The 19,942-nt window shown below is 68.0% G+C and carries 15 protein-coding genes; 4 read left to right on the forward strand and 11 right to left on the reverse strand.

The window, feature by feature from the left end; all coding sequences use genetic code 11:
* Positions 1–80 precede the first annotated feature (80 nt).
* Genes gltB through ACFDTC_RS04115 form a run of 3 tightly spaced genes read right to left on the reverse strand, consistent with a single transcriptional unit; the run spans position 81 to position 6,477 of the window.
* Positions 81–4,622: a glutamate synthase large subunit gene (gene gltB, locus ACFDTC_RS04105; protein WP_375257600.1), complete on the reverse strand. Its 4,542-nt coding sequence runs from the start codon at positions 4,620–4,622 to the stop codon at positions 81–83.
* Positions 4,619–5,044, reverse strand: coding sequence for a GFA family protein (locus tag ACFDTC_RS04110; protein ID WP_375257601.1), 426 nt, complete (start codon positions 5,042–5,044; stop codon positions 4,619–4,621). Before ACFDTC_RS04110 ends, gltB begins: the two co-directional genes overlap by 4 nt.
* Positions 5,041–6,477: an NAD(P)-dependent oxidoreductase gene (locus tag ACFDTC_RS04115; protein WP_375257602.1), complete on the reverse strand. Its 1,437-nt coding sequence runs from the start codon at positions 6,475–6,477 to the stop codon at positions 5,041–5,043. The genes ACFDTC_RS04110 and ACFDTC_RS04115 overlap by 4 nt, the downstream gene beginning before the upstream one ends.
* Positions 6,478–6,698: 221 nt before the next feature.
* Between ACFDTC_RS04115 and ACFDTC_RS04120 the strand changes: the two genes are divergently transcribed.
* Entirely contained in the window at positions 6,699–7,502 is an 804-nt protein-coding gene (locus ACFDTC_RS04120) for an undecaprenyl-diphosphate phosphatase (protein ID WP_375257603.1), read from the forward strand.
* Here the strand turns inward: ACFDTC_RS04120 and rlmH are convergent.
* The 5 genes from rlmH to deoC form a co-directional block, all read right to left on the reverse strand.
* Positions 7,499–7,969 carry a 23S rRNA (pseudouridine(1915)-N(3))-methyltransferase RlmH gene (gene rlmH / locus ACFDTC_RS04125; protein ID WP_375257604.1) on the reverse strand — a complete coding sequence of 157 codons (471 nt, stop codon included), beginning with the start codon at positions 7,967–7,969 and terminating at the stop codon, positions 7,499–7,501. The genes ACFDTC_RS04120 and rlmH overlap by 4 nt on opposite strands.
* 8 nt (positions 7,970–7,977) lie before the next feature.
* Positions 7,978–8,337 carry a ribosome silencing factor gene (rsfS, locus tag ACFDTC_RS04130; protein ID WP_375257605.1) on the reverse strand — a complete coding sequence of 120 codons (360 nt, stop codon included), beginning with the start codon at positions 8,335–8,337 and terminating at the stop codon, positions 7,978–7,980.
* Positions 8,338–8,542: 205 nt separating this feature from the next.
* Positions 8,543–10,885 (reverse strand): aldehyde dehydrogenase family protein, encoded by a 2,343-nt coding sequence (locus ACFDTC_RS04135; protein WP_375257606.1) that lies wholly within the window; start codon positions 10,883–10,885, stop codon positions 8,543–8,545.
* The gene (locus tag ACFDTC_RS04140; RefSeq protein ID WP_375257607.1) at positions 10,882–11,169 is read right to left on the reverse strand and encodes a hypothetical protein; all 288 of its coding nucleotides are present in this window, start codon (positions 11,167–11,169) and stop codon (positions 10,882–10,884) included. The genes ACFDTC_RS04135 and ACFDTC_RS04140 overlap by 4 nt, the downstream gene beginning before the upstream one ends.
* 10 nt (positions 11,170–11,179) lie before the next feature.
* Positions 11,180–12,175 carry a deoxyribose-phosphate aldolase gene (gene deoC / locus ACFDTC_RS04145; RefSeq protein ID WP_375257608.1) on the reverse strand — a complete coding sequence of 332 codons (996 nt, stop codon included), beginning with the start codon at positions 12,173–12,175 and terminating at the stop codon, positions 11,180–11,182.
* Positions 12,176–12,318: 143 nt separating this feature from the next.
* Here deoC and ACFDTC_RS04150 point away from each other — a divergent pair, with 143 nt between their 5' ends.
* Positions 12,319–15,357, forward strand: coding sequence for an error-prone DNA polymerase (locus tag ACFDTC_RS04150; RefSeq protein WP_375257609.1), 3,039 nt, complete (start codon positions 12,319–12,321; stop codon positions 15,355–15,357).
* Positions 15,358–15,414: 57 nt separating this feature from the next.
* Positions 15,415–15,762, forward strand: a complete 348-nt coding sequence (locus ACFDTC_RS04155; RefSeq protein ID WP_375257610.1) for an antibiotic biosynthesis monooxygenase family protein — start codon at positions 15,415–15,417, stop codon at positions 15,760–15,762.
* A gap of 191 nt (positions 15,763–15,953) precedes the next feature.
* Here ACFDTC_RS04155 and ACFDTC_RS04160 read toward each other — a convergent pair whose 3' ends face one another.
* Both ACFDTC_RS04160 and sseA read right to left on the reverse strand, forming a co-directional pair.
* Positions 15,954–17,138, reverse strand: coding sequence for an aromatic amino acid transaminase (locus tag ACFDTC_RS04160; protein WP_375257611.1), 1,185 nt, complete (start codon positions 17,136–17,138; stop codon positions 15,954–15,956).
* Positions 17,138–17,995, reverse strand: a complete 858-nt coding sequence (gene sseA, locus ACFDTC_RS04165) for a 3-mercaptopyruvate sulfurtransferase (RefSeq protein WP_375257612.1) — start codon at positions 17,993–17,995, stop codon at positions 17,138–17,140. Before sseA ends, ACFDTC_RS04160 begins: the two co-directional genes overlap by 1 nt.
* Before the next feature lie 718 nt (positions 17,996–18,713).
* Between sseA and ACFDTC_RS04170 the strand changes: the two genes are divergently transcribed.
* On the forward strand, positions 18,714–19,748 hold the full coding sequence (locus ACFDTC_RS04170) for a hypothetical protein (RefSeq protein ID WP_375257613.1): 1,035 nt from the start codon (positions 18,714–18,716) through the stop codon (positions 19,746–19,748).
* Between the two features lie 63 nt (positions 19,749–19,811).
* Here ACFDTC_RS04170 and ACFDTC_RS04175 read toward each other — a convergent pair.
* On the reverse strand, positions 19,812–19,942 hold a 131-nt coding region (locus ACFDTC_RS04175; RefSeq protein WP_375257616.1), incomplete at its 5' end, for an SsrA-binding protein.

Here is a 19,942-nt window from a genome sequence, read left to right on the forward strand (position 1 = left end):
CCGAAACGGGAAATCGGCCGCCACGCAACGAAAAAGGCCCGGGGTGTGTCCCCCGGGCCTTTCGCGTCAATTCGACCGGATCACTCCGCCGGCATCGCCAGCTTGTCCTCGATGCCCAGCGGATGCTTGATCTTGTCGAGCATCTCGGTCGGGCAGACCTGCAGGAACTTCGGAAGTTCGAGGTCCCAGTGCTGCAGGATGTCGCGCGCCTTGCGGCTGCCGGTCTCGGCGGCGTGGCGCTCGATCAGGCCGCGCAGCTCGGCTTCCCATTCCGGGGTCTTCACCGGGCAGGTCACGAGGCCTTCCTTGTTCATCAGCACCTCGGCCAGGCCCTCGGGGTCGTAGAGATACGCCATGCCCCCGGTCATGCCGGCGCCGAAGTTGGCGCCGATGCTGCCGAGGATCACCGCGACCCCGCCGGTCATGTACTCGCACCCGTTGGAGCCGCAGCCCTCGACCACGACCTGCGCGCCCGAGTTGCGCACCGCGAAGCGTTCGCCCGCGCGGCCGGCGGCGAACAGCGCGCCGCCCGTCGCACCGTAGAGCACCGTGTTGCCGATGATCGTGTTCTCGGACGCGGTCAGCGGGCTGACCTGCGGCGGACGCACGACGATCAGGCCACCGGACAGGCCCTTGCCGACATAGTCGTTGGCATCGCCCGACACCTCGAGCTTCAGCCCCGGGGCCGCGAAGGCGCCCAGCGACTGGCCGGCGCTGCCCGTCAGCTTGACGTGCAGGTGGTCGTGCTGCAGCGCGTTGCGCATGCCGAACTTGCGCACGATGTGCGAAGACACGCGCGTGCCCACGGTACGGTGCGTGTTCATCACCGCGTAGGACAGCTGCATCTTCTCGCCGTCCTCCAGGAACCGCGCGGCGTCGCGCACGATCTCGGCATCGAGCGTATCCGGCACCTCGTTGCGCGGCTTGTTGCGGTCGTAGACGATGTCCTCGGACCCATCCACGCGGATCAGCAGCGGGTTGAGGTCGAGGTCGTCCAGATGCTCGGACCCGCGGCTGACCTGGCTGAGCAGGTCGGCCCGGCCGATCACCTCGTCGAGCGACCGCGCGCCGATCGAGGCCAGCACCTCGCGCACTTCCTGCGCATAGAAGGTGATGAGGTTCACGACCTTGTCGGCGTTGCCGGTGAATTTTTCGCGCAGGGCCGGGTCCTGGGTGCAGACGCCCACCGGGCAGGTGTTCGACTGGCACTGGCGGACCATGATGCAGCCCATCGCGATCAGCGCGGCGGTGCCGATGCCGTATTCCTCGGCGCCCATCATCGCGGCCATGACGATGTCGCGGCCGGTGCGCAGGCCGCCATCCGTGCGCAGCGTGACGCGGCCGCGCAGGTTGTTCATCGACAGCACCTGGTGCGCCTCGGTCAGGCCCATTTCCCACGGCAGGCCGGCATACTTGATGCTGGTCGCCGGGGATGCCCCGGTACCGCCGTTATGCCCCGAGATCAGGATCACGTCGGCCTTGGCCTTGGCCACGCCGGCGGCGATCGTGCCGACGCCCGACGACGCCACCAGCTTGACCGTCACCTTGCAGCGCGGGTTGATCTGCTTGAGGTCGTAGATCAGCTGCGCGAGGTCCTCGATCGAGTAGATGTCGTGGTGCGGCGGGGGCGAGATCAGCGTCACGCCCTTGGTCGAATGCCGCAGCCGCGCGATCAGGTCGGTGACCTTCATGCCCGGAAGCTGGCCGCCCTCGCCGGGCTTGGCGCCCTGCGCGACCTTGATTTCCAGTTCCTCGCAGTGGTTCAGGTACTCGGCCGTGACGCCGAAGCGCCCGGAGGCGACCTGCTTGATCTTCGCCGACGGGTTGTCGCCGTTGGGCTCGGGCACGAAGTGCGCCGGGTCCTCGCCGCCCTCGCCGCTGTCGGACTTCGCGCCGATGCGGTTCATCGCGACGTTAAGCGTCTTGTGCGCCTCGGGGCTCAGCGCGCCCAGGCTCATGCCCGGCGTGACGAACCGCTTGCGGATCGCGGTGATGCTCTCGACCTCTTCCAGCGGGATCGCGGTGCCCAGCGGCTTGATCGCCAGCAGGTCGCGCAGGTGGATCGGCGGGTTGGCCTGCATCGCCTTGGAATAGGTCTTCCACATCTCGTAGGAGGCCTTGTTGCAGGCCGCCTGCATGAGGTGCATCGACTGCGCGCCCCAGGCATGCGTCTCGCCCGACTTGCGCGCCTTGTAGAAGCCGCCGATGGGCAGCACGTCGCGGCCGCCGGCGAAGCCGAGGGTGTGGACCTCTTCCGCCTTGCGCTGCAGGCCGTTGAGGCCGATGCCGCTGATGCGGCTGATCAGGCCGGGGAAGTATTCCGCGCACATGGCACGGGACAGGCCCACCGCCTCGAAGTTCAGCCCGCCGCGATAGGACGAGATGACCGAGATGCCCATCTTCGACATGATCTTGAGCAGGCCCTGGTCGATGGCGGCGCGGTAGCGGCCGACCGCCTCGGTCAGGGTCACGTCCAGCAGGCCGCGCTTGATGCGGTCGGCCAGGCTGTCCTCGGCCAGGTAGGCGTTCACCACCGTCGCACCCGCGCCGATCAGGACGGCGAAGTAATGCGGGTCGATGCATTCCGCGCTGCGCACGTTGATCGAGGTGAAGGTCCGCAGGCCCTTGCGCGTCAGGTGGCTGTGCACCGCGCTGGTGGCCAGGATCATCGGCATCGCGATGGCGCCCTCGCCCGAATGCTCGTCGGTCAGCACGATGTGCCCGGCGCCCGAGCGCACGGCGTCCTCGGCCTCGGACCGTATGCGGGCCAGCGCGTTGCGCAGGCTGTCGCGCTTGCCGCCCGTCGGGAAGGTGCAGTCGATCTCGACCTCGGGGGCGTTGAAATGCGTGCGCAGCTCGGCGAACTGGGCGTTGCCGACGAAGGGGCTGTCCAGCACCAGGATCTCGGTCTGGCTGCTGTCCTCGTCCAGCACGTTCTTGAGGTTGCCGAACCGCGTCTTGAGCGACATCACGCGGAATTCGCGCAGGCTGTCGATCGGCGGGTTGGTGACCTGGCTGAAGTTCTGGCGGAAGTAGTGCGACAGCGGGCGGTACTTCTTCGACAGCACCGCGGACGGCGTGTCGTCGCCCATCGAGGCGATCGCTTCCTTGCCGTCCTCGGCCATCGGCGCGAGGATGCTTTCCAGCTCCTCGATCGTGTAGCCGGCCGCGATCTGGCGGCGGCGCAGCTCGGCGCCTTCGAACAGCGGCTTCTCGGTGACGGCGGCCAGCGGTTCGTCGAGCTCGTTGATCTTGCCGACCCACTCGCCGAAGGGCTGGGCCGCGGCGAGCCGGTCCTTGATCTCGACGTCGTGGTAGAGCTTGCCCTCGTCCATGTCGACGGCGATCATCTGGCCCGGGCCCAGCGCGCCCTTCTCCTTCACGGTGGCCTCGTCGGTCGGGACCATGCCCACCTCGGAGCCCGCGATCAGCAGGTTGTCGCCGGTCAGCACGTAGCGCATCGGGCGCAGGCCGTTGCGGTCGAGCCCGCCGCAGACCCAGCGGCCGTCGGTCATCGCCAGCGCGGCGGGGCCGTCCCATGGCTCCATCACCGAGTTGCAGTAGGAATACATGTCGCGCCAGGCGTCGGGCAGTTCCAGCGCCTGCTTGGACCACGACTCCGGGATCAGCATGGTCTTGGCCATCGGAGCACTGCGCCCGGCGCGGACCAGCACCTCGAACACCGCGTCCAGCGCGGCCGAGTCCGACGCGCCATGCGCGATGATCGGCTTGATGTCCTCGGCCATGTCGCCGAAGGCCCCCGAGGCCATGCGGATCTCGTGGCTCTTCATCCAGTTCGTGTTGCCCTTCAGCGTGTTGATCTCGCCGTTATGGGCGAGCATGCGGAAGGGCTGGGCCAGCCACCATTGCGGGAAGGTGTTGGTGCTGTAACGCTGGTGGTAGATCGCGAAGGCGCTCTCGAACCGTTCGTCCATCAGGTCGGGATAGAAGTCGGCGACCTGCTCGGCCAACATCATGCCCTTGTAGATGATCGACCGGCACGACAGCGACGCGATATACAGCCCGTTAATCCCGGCCGCGGCGGCGGCCTTCTCGATCCGCCGGCGGATGACGTAGAGCTCGCGCTCGAAATCTTCCTCGGGGATGCGCTTGGCGTTCGAGATCAGGATCTGCTCGATCTCGGGGCGGGTGGCGTTGGCCTTCTCGCCCAGGCACTCGACGTTCACGGGAACGTGGCGCCAGCCATAGATGTAATGGCCCATGCGCAGCACCTCGGTCTCGACGATGGTGCGGCACGCCTCCTGCGCGTTGAAATCGGTGCGCGGCAGGAAGACCTGGCCCACGGCGATCAGCTCGTCCTTGCGCGGGGAATGCCCGGTGCGGTCGATCTGGTCGTAGAAGAAGCTGACGGGGATCTGCACGTGGATGCCCGCGCCGTCGCCGGTCTTGCCGTCGGCGTCGACCGCGCCCCGGTGCCAGACCGCCTTGAGCGCGTCGATCCCGGCCTCGACCACCTTGCGACTGGCCTTGCCCTCGACGCTGACCACAAGGCCGACCCCGCACGAGGAATGCTCGTCGGTTTCCGAATAAAGCCCGTTCTCGGCCAGCCAGCGGCGCTTGGCCTCCTCGGCGGCGACCCAATCGGCGTCGTACTTGGTCATGACGTCTCTCCCAGTGGGGATGGATGTTTCTTCTGGTATTCCGCTTCGGTTGCCCGGGCGTGATCGCCCGGCACCCGGGCCCAGCACAGGGCGCGGTCGGTGTATATCTCGGACCGGACGGGCCAGTCCTTCGTCTCGGCGAACAGCCCCGGCATCAGGTCGCGCTCGGCGCGCCCCTCGTCGGCCATGTAGAGGTGGCTGCCGCACTGGCCGCAGAACGCCCGGAACGATTTAGGCGAGGATCGGTATTCGACCACCGGCCCTGTCACCGTCACGTCCGAGGCGCCGAAACAGGCGAAGACCGCGCCCGACCACCGCTTGCACATGTCGCAATGGCAGATCCCGACCCAGCCGGGCGGATCACCCACCGCGACGTGCACGGCACCGCAAAGGCACCGCCCCTCGATCGCGGCCGCGCTCATTCGGCGGCGACGGCCGCGCTGGCCGTCAGGTCCTCGAGAATCGCCCCGGCGGTGTCCCGCCCGTCGCGGATCGCCCAGACCACGAGGCTTGCGCCGCGCACGATGTCGCCCACCGCGTAGACGCCCGGCAGCGCGGTGCGGCCGGTAGTGAACTCGGCCTTCACGGTGCCCCAGCGGGTGACTTCCAGCTCGGGCTGGTTCCACAGGGTCGGCAGCTCTTCGGGCTCGAAGCCCAGCGCCTTGATGACCAGGTCGGCGGGTTCCTCGTAGTCGCTGCCCTCGATGATCTCCGGCGCCTGGCGGCCGGTCGCGTCGGGCTGGCCCAGGCGGATCTGCTGCACGATGACGCCGCTGACCGGATCGCCCTTGAAGCCCTTGGGCGAGGTCAGCCACTGGAACTCGACGCCCTCTTCCTCGGCGTTGGCCACCTCGCGCTGGCTGCCGGGCATGTTCGCCCGGTCGCGGCGGTAGAGGCACTTCACGCTGGTCGCGCCTTGGCGGATCGAGGTTCGCACGCAATCCATCGCGGTGTCGCCGCCGCCGATCACGACGACGCGCTTGCCCTTCGCGTTCAGCTCGCCGCTGGTGAATTCCGGCACGTCGTCGCCGAAGTTCACCGCGCGGTTCGACGCGGTCAGGAAGTCGATGGCGCGCACGATGCCCTTGGCGCCGGCGCCCGGCCCGGGCAGGTCGCGCGACTTGTAGACGCCGGTGGCGATGATCACCGCGTCATGCTGGTCGCGGATCTCCTGGAAGGTGATGTCGCGGCCGACCTCGCAGTTCAGCACGAACTTCACGCCGCCCGCTTCCAGCTGGTCGTTGCGGCGCGTGACCACGTGCTTCTCCAGCTTGAAGCCCGGAATGCCGTAGATCATCAGGCCGCCCGCGCGGTCGTAGCGGTCGTAGACGGTGACCTGCACGCCGGCACGGCGCAGGAAATCCGCCGCCGCCAGCCCGCCGGGGCCCGCGCCGATGATGCCCACCGACTCGGGACGCTCGGCCGCCGGCTTGATCGGCTCGACCCAGCCCTCGTCCCATGCGGTGTCGGTGATATACTTCTCGACCGCGCCGATGGTCACGGTGCCGTGGCCCGACTGCTCGATCACGCAATTGCCCTCGCACAGGCGGTCCTGGGGGCAGATGCGGCCGCAGATCTCGGGGAAGGTGTTCGTCGCCTGGCTGAGCTCGTAGGCTTCCTGAAGACGGCCGGACGCCGTCAGCTTGAGCCAATCGGGGATGTTGTTGTGCAGCGGGCAGTGGCTCTGGCAATAGGGCACGCCGCACTGGCTGCAGCGGCCGGATTGCTCGGCCGCCTTCTCGCGCGCGAACTCGGCGTAGATCTCGTCGAAATCCTCCCGGCGGCTGTCGGCATCGCGCTTCTCGGGCATCTCGCGCCCGACGTTCACGAATTTCAGCATCGGCTGCTTTGCCATCGGCTCGTCTCCGTTCTCCGAAAGGGTCCGCGCTGTCTACAGCGTGCGCGCGGCGAATAAAAGTCACCTATACTGACCTATATAGCATTATTTTACGCTCGGCCAGAACGCCGCGCCGGAATTTGCTCAAAAGCAGGTAACGAACCGGACCCAATAATTCCCTTACACAGGCAATTCAGTCATTTATACAGGCGCGGAACACCGGTTGGGACCGCACGGCAATGACCTTCCTTCATCTGACAATCATAGCACTGATCCAGGGAATTACAGAGTTCCTTCCGATTTCTTCGTCCGGACACCTGATCCTGCTGCCGAATCTCAGCGGCATGGCCGATCAGGGGCAGGTCATCGACGTCGCGGTGCACGTGGGCACGCTGGGCGCGGTGATCGTCTACTTTTGGTCCGACGTGCGCGAGGCGCTGTTCGGCACCGGCCGCCTGCTGCGCGGCAAGGTCGACACGCGCGGCGCGTTCCTGGCTCTGTGCCTGGCCATCGCGACGGTGCCGGTCATCGTCGTGGGCTTCGTGCTGAACCTGACCGGGCTCGACGACGCCATGCGCTCGGTCGCGGTGATCGGCTGGACGATGATCATATTCGGCATCGTACTCTACTGGGCCGACCATACTGGCGCCGAGGAAAAGCGCGCCGAGGGCTGGAGCCTGCGCGACGCCTGGATCATGGGCCTGTGGCAGGCGGTGGCGCTGATCCCCGGCACATCGCGGTCGGGCATCACGATCACGGCGGCGCGCCGCCTGGGCTACGCGCGCCATGACGCTGCGCGCCTGTCGATGCTGATGTCGATCCCGACGATCATCGCCTCGGGCACGCTGCTGGGGCTCGAGGTCGCGGCCGACGCCGACCTGCAGGCCGCGCGCGACGGCGCGATCGGCGCCGCGCTCGCGTTCGTGTCGGCGCTGCTGGCGCTGACGCTGATGATGCGGCTGCTGCGCTCGGTCAGCTTCACGCCCTACGTAGTGTACCGGCTGATTCTCGGCGTGATCCTGCTGTGGATCGCCTACACCTAGACGCGGTGGTACGGGCTGCCGGCTAGGATGGATGCCGCGCGGTAGAGCTGCTCGGCCAGCATCACCCGCGCCAGCATGTGCGGCCAGACCATCGCGCCGAACGACAGCGCCATGTCCGCCTCGGCGCGCAGCGCGGGGTCGATCCCGTCCGCGCCGCCGATAACGAAGGCCATGTCGCCGCGCCCCTGGTCGCGCCGGGCGGCGATCTCGTCGGCGAAGGCGGGGCTGTCCATGACGCGCCCGCGTTCGTCCAGGATGCACAGGTAGGCGCCGTCAGGCACCGCCCGGCGCAGCAGCGCCGCCTCGGCGGCCATGCCGCCGCCGCGCTTGTCCTCGACCTCGACCAGGCGCGCGGGACCCAGGCCCAGCGCACGCCCCGTCTTGTCGAAGCGGCCGAGGTAGTCGTCGATCAGCGCGCGCTCGGGCCCCGCCCGCAGGCGTCCCACGACGCAGATGTGAACGCGCATTCAGCCGATCAGGATTTGGCGCCCGCGGGCTGCCACATCTTCTCGAGCTGGTAGAACTCGCGCACTTCGGGACGGAAGACGTGGACCACCACGTCGCCCGCGTCGATCAGCACCCAGTCGCCGCTGTCCTTGCCTTCGGTCTTGGCAAGCACGCCGTGCTCCTGCTTCAGCGTGTCCTCGAGGATCTCGGCCATCGCCGAGACCTGCCGGGTCGACCGGCCGGAACAGACCACCATCCAGTCGCAGACGGAGGACTTGCCGCGCAGGTCGATCTGCACGACGTCTTCGGCCTTGCTGTCGGAGAGGGTTTCGAGGATCGCGTCGAGAAGCGCGTCGCTCGGGGGGTGCATCGGGGCGTCGCCGGTCATGGGCTGCCCGTGGGGTGCGGCACTGGCCGCGTGTGCTGTCGAAGACAGGACATCGTCCTCCAAGGTTCACGCGCCGGCAATCGCCCCGGCGCGGGCGTGGCACCAAGATAGCATCGGGGTCGCGAAATCTCAACGTGCGTGCGGCAAACCGGCGCGGGGCGCGCGGCGGGCCGCGCATGGCGGCCCCGCGGCCCCGCTAAGAGGCTCACGCGCCGTACGGCACCCAGACCGTCTTGACCTCGGTCGCGGCGTCGAGGAAGGCGCGCCCCTCGCCCGCCGTGCCGGTCCAGTCGCGGGCCCGGCCGTCGTTCACCCAGGTCCGTTTCAGGTTGCCCGCCGCCGCGCGCTCGACCGCGCCCGAGACGTCCGAGGACGAGAACGACCAGACCGCATCCACGTCCGCATGGGCCGCCAGCGTCTTGGCCAGTTCCGCGTGATCGCCGGCTAGGATGTTGACCACGCCGCCCGGCACGTCCGACGTGTCGAGCACCTGGTAGAAGTCCAGCGCCGCCAGCGGGAAGGGCTGCGACGCCACCGCGACCACGCGGTTGCCCATCGCGATCGCCGGCCCCACGACCGAGACCAGCCCCAGCAGCGGCGCCTCGTCCGGGCAGAGCGCGCCGATCACGCCGCAGGGCTCGCGCAGCGCCAGCGCGATGCCGCGCACCGGCGCCTGCGCCGCGCGGCCGTCGACCTTGTCGCACCACGCGCCGTAGGTGAACAGGCGCGCCACCGATGCCTCGACCTCGGCCGCGCCGGCCTTGCCGCCGGTCATGCGGTCGATCCGCGCGGCGAACTCGTCGGCGCGCGCGGCGAGGTTCTCGGCCACGTAGTACAGCACCTGCGCGCGGTTGTGCGCCGTCGCGCCCGCCCAGGCCGACGCCCCGCGCGCGGCCTCGACCGCGTTGCGCACGTCCTTGCGGTTGGCGATCGGCGCCTGCCCGATCAGCCCGCCCTTGGCGTCGAAGACGTTGCGCGCATAGCCGCCGTCCGGGCGCGCCTGCTTGCCGCCCACGTACAGCTTCGCGGTGCGGTCCACCGGCTGCGGCTCGGCCGTGTCGCCCTTGAAGGCGGCGACCGGCTTCAGCGCCTTGCCCGGCGCGCCGATGCGCGCATAGGCCCACAGCCCCTCGGGGCCCCCCTCGCGGCCGAAGCCCGATTCGCGCACGCCGCCGAAGGGGGCCGCCGCGTCGAACATGTTGGTGCCGTTGACCCATACCACGCCCGCCGCCAGCTTCGGCGCCACGTCGAGCGCGGTGTTGATGTTCTCGGACCACACGCTCGCCGCGAGGCCGTAGCGCGTGTTGTTGGCGATCTCGACCGCCTCGGCGGGCGTGCGGAACGTGCTCGACACCAGCACCGGGCCGAAGATCTCCTCCTGCATCAGCGGCGAGGCGGGCGACAGGCCCGCGATCAGCGTCGGCGGGTAATAGCAGCCGCGCGGGATATCGCAGGCGGCGCGGTGCACCTCGCCCTCGGACCCGTGCGCGTCGACCAGTTCAGCGATGCGGTCGCGCTGCTTCGGATCGACGATGGCGCCCACGTCGATCGCCTTGTCCAGCGGATCGCCGACGCGCAGCTTGTCCATGCGGTCGCGCAGGCGGGCGTGGAACTCGGGCGCGATGCCCTCCTGCACCAGCAGGCGCGAGCCGGCGCAGCAGACCTGTCCGCCGTTGAACCAGATGGCATCCACCAGCCCCTCGACCGCCGAATCGAGATCGGCGTCCTCGAACACGATGTAGGGCGACTTGCCCCCCAGCTCGAGCGTCAGCGAGATCCCCCGCCCCGCCGTCGCCTCGCGGATGCGGCGGCCCACGGCGGTGGACCCGGTGAAGGCGATCTTGTCGACCTCCGCGACGACGATCCTCTCGCCCACGGCGCCGTCGCCGGTGACGATGTTGACCACGCCCTTCGGCAGCCCGGCCTGCAGGCACAGGTCGGCGAAGCACAGCGCCGTCAGCGGCGTCCACTCGGCCGGTTTCAGCACCACCGTGTTGCCCATCGCCAGCGCCGGCGCGATCTTCCACGCCAGCATCAGCAGCGGGAAGTTCCACGGCACGATCTGCCCGCAGACTCCCAGCGCGCGGGCGCCGGGCATCTCGCCCTCCATCAGCTGGGCGTGGCCGGCGTGGTGGTAGAAGTGCCGCGCGACCAGCGGCACGTCGATGTCGCGGCTTTCGCGGATCGGCTTGCCGTTGTCCATCGTCTCGAGCACGGCCAGCAGGCGCGCGTGCTTCTGCACCAGCCGCGCCAGCGCATAGAGGAACCGCGCCCGTCCCGGCCCGCCCAGGCCTTCCCAGCCCGGCAGCGCCTTGCGCGCGGCCGCGACGGCGGCGTCCACGTCGGCCTGGCTGGCCTGCGTGACCTCGGCCAGCGCGTCGCCGGTGGCCGGGTTGCGCGTCTGGAACGTCTCGCCCGGCGCGGTGAAGGCGCCGTCGATGAAGTGCCCGAAGCGGCAGCCCTTCTCGGCGATCCAGGCCAGCGCGTCGGACGCGGCTTCGGGAGCGGGGCCGTACTCCATGGACTCGAAGATCTCGCGGACGGTCATGGCGACCCTTTCGTGAAGTAGAGGTAGGCGAGGAACACCATCCAGGCGAGCGCGAGCCCCCAGAGGACAGTCTCGATCAGGGCGGTCCGGCGATACAGCCGGGCGTAGTCGCGCAGCCCCTCGGGCGGATCCGCGGGCGGCTCGAAGGTGGGATCGGGACCCAGAAGCCGCTGCATCCGGGTCGGCAGGTCGCGCCGCGCCTTGCGGATGCGCGTGCGGCGCCAGTGGCTGCCGCCCACCATCAGGAAGGCCGAAACCGCGAGCAGGCTTGATGCGGGAGACATGGAAGCGATCCTAAGCGAGTGCGTGTCGCCACGACGCCGAGTAAGCGCCGGTCACATGGTGTTCGAGTTGCCGCTCGATATCGCCCAGCAGCGAGGACGCGCCGAAGCGGAACAGGTCGGGGCGCAGCCAGCGGTCGCCCAGTTCGTCCTTCATCAGCGCGAGGTAGGTCAGCGAATCCTTCGCCTTCGAGATCCCGCCCGCGGGCTTGTAGCCGACGCGGTAGCCGGTCTGGGTGTGGAATTCGCGGATCGCGCGCAGCATGACCAGGCTGACGGGCAGCGTGGCGTTGACGCTTTCCTTGCCGGTCGAGGTCTTGATGAAATCCGCGCCCGCCATCATGCAGACCAAGCTGGCGCGCGCCACGTTCTGCAGTGTGCCCAGCTCTCCGGTCGCCAGGATCGCCTTGACGTGCGCGTCGCCGCAGGCCTCGCGGAAGGCGCGCATCTCGTCGTAAAGACCCCGCCAGTCGCCGGTCAGCACCTTGCGGCGCGAAATGACGATGTCGATCTCGGCGGCGCCGGCCTTCACGCTTTCCTCGATCTCGGCCACGCGCAGGCGCATGGGCGACAGGCCGGCCGGGAAGCCGGTGCTGACGGCGGCGACGGGGATGCCGCTGTCACCAAGCGCGTCCACCGCGGTCTCGATCATGTCGTGGTAGACGCAGACGGCGCCCACGGTCAGGTCGGGCAGGCCCAGTGCGTCGAGGATGTCGGCCCGCACCGGCTGGCGCGCCTTGGCGCAGAGCCGGCGCACGCGGCCGGCCGTGTCGTCGCCGGACAGCGTCGTCAGGTCGATGCATGACACCGCGCGGGCCAGCCACGCGGCCTGGTAGTCCTTCTTGACGCTGCGCCGGCCCGGAAGCGCCGCGCAGCGGCGCTCCACCGCCGAGCGGTTGGCCCGCGCGCGCATCACCCAGTCCATGTCGAGCGCGAGCCCCGGGTTGCGCGCTTCGTGATCCTGCTGCGGGGCCGCCTGAATGGCGGGCCGGATCGCCGTCTTGCCCATCGCCGCTCTCCTTGCCGACAGGGGCGCAATCTCGCACGCGGGGGGCGGGCGTTCAAGCGTGACCGGCACCTGACGCGACGGCGCGAAGCCTGCGCGCGACGGGGGACTCGAACAAGAACATAACGTGAACTATGATCCCCCGCATGGCGGCCGAACTGTGCATCACCTCGAACTTCACCTTCCTCACCGGGGCCTCGCACCCCGAGGAGTACATGGAGCGCGCCGCGCTGATGGGCCTCGAGGCGATCGCCATCGCCGACCTCAACTCGGTCGCCGGGATCGTCCGCGCCCATGCCCACGCGAAAGAGATCGCCCGTCAGGTGGCCGAGCGCGACGCGGCCGAGGCGAAAGACGGCCCCATCGGCCCGCCCGCCCCGCCCGGGCACACGCCCCGGGGTGCCGCCATCCGCAACGTGCCGCGCCTGATCCCGGCCGCGCATCTCGTCTTCGCCGAGGGGGTCGAGATGACCGCGCTGGCGGCCACGCGCACCGGCTGGGCGCGGCTCTGCCGGCTGATCACCACCGGGCGGCTGCGCGCCGACAAGGGCACCTGCGACATCGCGCTGGCCGACCTGCCCGAGGACACCGCCGGGCTGGAATTCATCCTGCACCCGCCCCGCGACAAGCCCGGCGCCGCGTGGATGGGCCATGCCCGCGCGCTGAGCCAGCGCCTCGCCGGGCACCTGCACCTCGCGCTCAGTCCCCGCTACGACGGCGAGGATCGCGGCCGCTTCGACACCCATGCGCGGCTGGCGCTCAGCCTGGGCCTGCCGACGCTGGCGACCGCGCGGCCGATCCTGCACCACGGGCGGCGGCGCAGGCTGGCCGACGTGCTGACCGCGATCCGGCTGGGCCTGCGCGTCGACAACCTCGGCCGGGCGGCGCTGGCCAACGGCGAACAGCGCCTGCGCTCCGAGGCCGAGATGCGCCGCCTGATGGGCCGCCACGCCGACGCCGTCGACCGCGCCGGCGCCCTCGCCCGCCGCTGCGCCTTCGACCTCGGCACCCTGCGCTACGAATACCCGTCCGAGATCGCCGACGGCGAGACCGCGCATCAGCGCCTGGCGCGCCTCGCGCATGCGGGCCTCGCCTGGCGCTACCCGGAAGGCGCGCCCGCGCATGTGCGAAAGCTGCTCGCGCACGAGCTCGACCTGATCGGCAAGCTGAAGTACGAGCCCTACTTCCTGACCGTGCGCGACATCGTCGCCTTCGCCCGGTCGCGCGGCATCCTGTGCCAGGGACGCGGCTCGGCCGCCAACTCGGTCGTGTGCTACGCCCTGGGCGTCACCTCGGTCAGCCCCGAGATCGGCACCATGGTCTTCGAACGCTTCGTCTCCGAGGCCCGCGACGAGCCGCCCGACATCGACGTCGACTTCGAGCACGAGCGCCGCGAGGAGGTGATCCAGCACATCTACGAGACCTACGGCCGCCACCGCGCGGGTCTCTGCGCCACGGTGATCCACTACCGCGGCAAGCGCGCCATCCGCGAGGTCGGCGCCGCCATGGGCCTGTCGAAGGACACGATCGGCGCCATGGCCTCGCAGCTCTGGGGGTTCTTCTCGACCAGCGGGATCGAGCCCGCGCGCCTGCGCGAGATCGGGCTCGACCCCGACGACCGGCGCCTGCGGCTTACGCTCGACCTGATCGAGGAGATCGTGGGCTTTCCCCGCCACCTGTCGCAGCACGTCGGCGGCTTCGTCGTCACCGAGGGGCGGCTGGACGAGCTGGTGCCGGTCGAGAACGCCAGCATGGAGGGCCGCACCGTCATCTGCTGGGACAAGGACGACATCGACGCGCTGGGGATCCTCAAGGTCGACGTGCTGTCGCTCGGCATGCTGACCTGCATCCGCAAGGCCTTCGACCTGATCGCGGCGCATCACGGGGCGCGCCACACGCTGGCGACCCTGCCGCCCGAGGACCCGGCCGTCTACGACATGCTGTGCCGGGCCGATTCCATCGGCGTGTTCCAGGTCGAATCCCGCGCGCAGATGAATTTCCTGCCGCGGATGAAGCCGCGCTGCTTCTACGACCTGGTGATCGAGGTGGCGATCATCCGCCCCGGCCCGATCCAGGGCGACATGGTCCACCCCTACCTGCGCCGCCGCAACGGCGAGGAGACGGTGCAGTTCCCCTCGGACGCGCTGGGGCAGGTGCTGGGCAAGACGCTGGGCGTGCCGCTGTTCCAGGAACAGGCGATGCAGATCGCCATCATCGGCGCGGGCTTCACCCCGACCGAGGCCGATCGCCTGCGCCGCAGCCTCGCCACCTTCAAGAAGCACGGCAACGTGAGCGAATTCCGCAGCCGGTTCCTGCGCGGCATGGCGCGCAACGGCTATGACGCGGACTTCGCCGAGCGGTGCTTTTCCCAGATCGAGGGCTTCGGCTCCTACGGCTTTCCCGAAAGCCACGCGGCCAGCTTCGCGCTGCTGGTCTATGCCAGCGCCTGGATCAAGCGGCACCACCCCGGCATCTTCGCCTGCGCGCTGCTCAATTCCCAGCCGATGGGCTTCTACGCCCCCGCGCAGATCGTGCGCGACGCCCGCGAACACGGGGTCGAGGTGCGCCCGATCGACATCAACGCCAGCTTCTGGGACAACGCGATGGAGCCCGACGGCGTCGGCGGGATGGCCCTGCGGCTGGGCTTCCGCCAGATCCGGGGCCTGTCCGAGGAGGACGCCGCCTGGATCACCGCCGCCCGCGGCAACGGCTATGCCGCCCTGCGCGACGTCTGGCGCCGGGCGGGTATCGCGCCCTCGGTGATCGCGCGGCTGGCCGAAGCCGACGCCTTCGCCGGGCTGGGGCTGAGCCGCCGCGACGCGCTGTGGCAGGCCAAGGCCCTCGCCAAGGGCCCCGAGCTGCCGCTCTTCGCCCGCGACATGGACGGCGAGGCGATCGCCGAGCCCGCCGCCCACCTGCCCGAGATGACCGCCGGCGAACAGGTGGTCGAGGATTACGTCGCCATGCAGCTCAGCCTGCGGGCGCATCCCGTGGCGCTGCTGCGCCACCGCCTGACGCCGGGTCTGGACCTGGGGGCGCGGCCGTCTCCGCCGCAAGGCGAGCGTACAAAGACGGGGGCTCTGCCCCCGTCGCCTGGCGGCGACTCCCCCGGGATATTTGAAGAGAGAAGACGCCCCGGCGCGCAGCACTTCCGCGTGCCCGCCACGCGCGCGAACCCCGACTGAGGCTTGCCTTGCGCCGGAGCTTTGACGACAGTGCGCGCCGCAACCGGAGGGGAACCCATGATCGCCATCATCTTCGAACTGGTGCCCAAGGAGGGCCGCAAGCAGGAATACCTGGACATCGCGGCCGAGATGCGCCCGATGGTGCACGAGGTCGAGGGCTTCCTGGGCGTCGAACGTTTCCAGAGCCTGACCAACCCCGACAAGCTTCTGTCGGTCAGCTTCTTCGAGGACGAGGACGCCGTGACCCGCTGGCGCACGCTCGCCGCGCATCGCGGCGCGCAGGCCAAGGGGCGCGACGGGCTCTTCGCCGAATACCGGCTGCGCGTCGCGCACGTGCTGCGCGACTACACCCTGACGGACCGCGAACAGGCCCCCGCCGACAGCGTCGAGGCCCACGGCGCCTGACCGCATCCCCTTCCGCGGCGGCGTCCCCTCCCCCGGCCACGGGGGAGGGACAGGGAGGGGGCCGAGGCATCGTGCCTCGCGCAGGCGAGCCCGCTGGATCACGCCACTTCCGCCGGGACGGACCGCAGGGCGGCACAACGAAAAAGGCCGGGCGCGCCGGCCCGGCCTTCGTTCCGTCGCGACAGCCCTGATCAGACGCCGGCGTCGACGATCGCCTTCGCCAGCACCGGCACCGACTTGGCGTTCAGCCCCGCGATGTTCAGCCGCGAGTCGCCCACCATGTAGATGCCGTGCTGGTCGCGCATCGTCTCGACCTGCTCGGGCGTGGCGCCGAGGCGCGAGAACATGCCGCGATGCTGCGCGATGAAGCCGAACCGGTCCGAGCCCGACAGCCGCTGCAGCTCCTGCGCCAGCTGCTCGCGCAGCTTGAGCATGCCGGTGCGCATCGCCTCGAGCTCTTCCTGCCAGTCGGCGCGCAGCGCGTCGTCGCTCAGCACCATCGTCACCAGCCGCGCGCCGTGGTCCGGCGGGAACGAGAAGTTCTGCCGGTTGAGGTAGTTCAGCGTCTGCTGGTGCAGCTTCTGCCGCGCAGGATCGTTCGCCACCGCCATCAGCAGGCCGGTGCGCTCGCGGTAGATGCCGAAGTTCTTCGAGCAGCTCGCCGCGATCAGGCACTCGGGCACCGACGAGGCCACCAGCCGCACGCCTTCCGCGTCCGCCTCCAGCCCGTCGCCGAAGCCCTGGTACGCGATGTCGATCATCGGCGTGGCGCCCGACTTCAGCAGCAGGTCCACGACCGCCTGCCACTGCGTCAGGTTCAGGTTCGCGCCCGTCGGGTTGTGGCAGCAGCCGTGCAGCAGCACCACGTCGCCCGCGCCGGCCTGCGCTATGTCCGCCATCATGCCGTCGAAATCGACGCCGCGCGTCTCGTCGTCGAAGTAGCGGTAGGGCACCACGGGGATGCCCATGTGCTTGAGGATCGACAGGTGGTTCGGCCAGGTCGGATCGCTCACGTAGATCTTGGCGTCCGGGTTCGCCATCCGGATCATGTCGAAGCCCTGCCGGCACGCGCCCGTCCCGCCCGGCGTCGCCGCCGCAGCCACGTTCGCCTGCGGCACCGCACCGCCCAGCACCAGCCGCGACAGCGCCTCGCCGAAGGCCGGATCACCCGCGAGGCCAGTATACGCCTTGGTCTGCTCGACCTCCCACAGCTGCTTTTCGGCAGCCTTCACGGCGCGCATGATCGGCGTGCGCCCCTCGGGGTCCTTGTACACGCCCACGCCCAGGTCGATCTTCTGCTCGCGCGGGTCCTCCTTGTAGGCCTGCATCAGCATCAGGATCTTGTCGGGCGGTTGTTCCGTCAGGGATTCGAACATCAGGTGTCTCCTGTGGCGACGGGAAGGGTGGGGAACTGCCCCCACTCGCTCCAGCTTCCGTCGTAGAGGGAATGGTCGGTCTTTCCCAGGCGCTCGAGCGCGAGGGACAGGATCGCGGCGGTCACGCCGGACCCGCAGGTGGTGATCACGGGCTTGCCCAGGTCGACGCCGGCGTCCTCGAACGCCGCGCGCAGGCCGGCCTCGTCCTTCATCGTGCCGTCGTCCTTCAGCAGCGCCTTGAACGGCACGTTCTTCGATCCTGGGATGTGCCCCGCGCGAAGCCCTGCCCGCGGCTCGGGCGCCTCGCCGCGGAACCGCTCGGGCGCGCGCGCGTCCACGATCTCGGCGTCGCGCAGCTTCGAGGCGGCCGAGACCTGCGTCACGTCGCGCACCAGGTGCGCCTGCCGCCGCACGGTCATGTGCCGGTCGCGGATGATCGGCTCCATGTCCTCGACCTCGCGCCCCTCGGCCTGCCATTTCGGCAGGCCCCCGTCCAGCACGGCGACGTCGTCATGGCCCATCAGCTTGAACAGCCACCACAGCCGCGCGGCCGAGAACAGCCCCGCGCCATCGTAGACCACCACCTGGTGGCCGTCGCCGACGCCGATCCGGCGCATCCGGCTCATGAACTTCTCGATTGGAGGCGCCATGTGCGGCAGGTCCGAGCGCGCGTCGCTCACGTCGTCGATGTCGACGAACCGCGCGCCGGGGATGTGCGCCGCCTCGTACTCGGCCTGCGCGTTCCGCCCTGCGTCGGGCAGGTACCAGCTGGCATCGAGCACGCGCAGATCGGGGTCGCGCAGGTGCCGCGCCAGCCACGCGGTCGAGACGAGCGTGCGGGGATCGTCGACGGACATGAGGCCCTCCCTGGGATCAGAGATTGCTTAGAGGCTTGGCGGGTGGAGGGCAAGGGTGGGGGGCGATGCGACGCTTGTAGGACCATCCGGCACTTTGTGCCTAGCCCCCGTGTTCGTTAAAGACGTCGTTAGATGCGCCCGCATCCCCTGGAATACCTTGCAACAGAGCGGCACCGGAAATCGGTGCATTTAAACGGCAGTTCCCCTCAGTCACGCACCAAGTCAGTTTCCAGTTTGTTTAGCTCTGTCAAGTTACTAGCCATACTTTGGTTTTGGGGCTAAACCTGCGTGCATGTGAGGTAGTAAAATAAGATATTGACAATGACGTACAAAGAAGACTTACCGGATCAATGCCCGCCAGGCCAGTCAGAGGATGTTGCGCTCGTAAACATCTGCAGGTTCCTGCCCTTCCCAGAAGGAGACAATCGGAACTTCGCTTCGCATCGAGCACTTGGAAAGAATTCCGGTAGCGCTTCGGAATGTGATGCCAGAAGTCTATCCCTTCAGTGGCCTGACGCTGTCCCGGGTCTCCTCTCAGCTAAAAAAACCGCCTTCTTTAAAAAGATGAAGATCGCACTCCTATCAGTCCCAGAAGGTGCCGGCCGCAGCATCGACAACAATAGAGGCCACGTTCATTTGTGGATGTACGCCGACTATGATCCGCACGGGAGCATAATCACTGTCTTCGGAACTGCCGAGGAACTAGAGCAGGTTTTAGATGATGCAAGCTGAATTGACCAAAACAAAGACAGTCAAGCTTGAAACCGTTTTATTCGAGTTCATTGAACCAATTGTGCTGCTGTACAAGTCGGGCAGGTCCTATTGCATAGCAAGCGCGCTGCCTTCCGATGCGGGATTCGTCGAAGAGTACTTGCTGGTCACGGTATTGCCAAAATACCTCAAGCGCTACTTCCGTCAGGAGTGCGACCTTCGCTACCTTTTCGTGACGGCCCCTGCCCGACGATTTTTCAAACTACCAGCCAGCAAACTTCCGGCCAAAAGCGTCAAGGTTGAAGAATTCACCGGGGCAATTAGCGAAGACATGCTGCCGGAACCGCAGTTTTTCGCCTCAAGCCATACGCACAGCTATAGTGAGTTTGACCGCCGATACTCGGCGCTCGAAACCTTGCGAATCGACGGCAATTGGGAAATGGAAGACTTTGGAATTTTTTCAAGTCGCTATAGAGACTTGTACGCGTTCGAAGAGTCTTTGAACAAGTTGGAGACCCCGAACACTCCCGAAAAACAACGCGAAAAGATATCTAATGCGTTTCGCGGAAACACGCTTACTGGGGGGGGGAGCTACGTTAACCTTTTTCGAGATCTTTTGAATGTTCTCCCTCGCGACGAGAGGTACGACCTAAAGCAGGTGCAATACGCTTCGCCGGGAAAAGTGGTCCTTCAAGGGAAAGGTGAGGTTTTTGACACCCTTGAAGGGCGCATCAGGAACTTTCTGGAAAACGGCCAAGAAATCCACGATAAGTATATTGCGCTCTATACCTTTATGTCTGAGTCTAAGCTTTTGGACATATCAAATCCTACGACCCGAATTTCAGAGCCCGTCGCCAAACGCATAAAGACCGAAGCAAGCGAACTCTTTCTTGCCCTTGGAATGAACCTGTTTGACACTGTTTATGTTTTGAACGAGGGCAACGTGCCAAACACGGCAAAAGTTGCGCTGGCTGTTTATCGACGATTTAGGTCAGCATCGCTTTATTTTGCAGAGGGCAGAATAACCTACGACAATAGCTAATGTACCCGCCGCGCTAATTTAGTCTTCCTTTGCCTGCATATCACCGAGCACACCATTCTGCTCCTACCCCCGCTCCTTCAGCAACCTCTGCTTCTGGCGGTTCCAGTCGCGCTTGGCGGCGGTCTCGCGCTTGTCGACAGTCTTCTTGCCCTTGGCGATGCCGATCTTCATCTTCGCCACGCCCTTGTGGTTGA

It is taken from the genome of Citreimonas sp. (assembly GCF_042096055.1).
Taxonomy (GTDB): domain Bacteria; phylum Pseudomonadota; class Alphaproteobacteria; order Rhodobacterales; family Rhodobacteraceae; genus Citreimonas.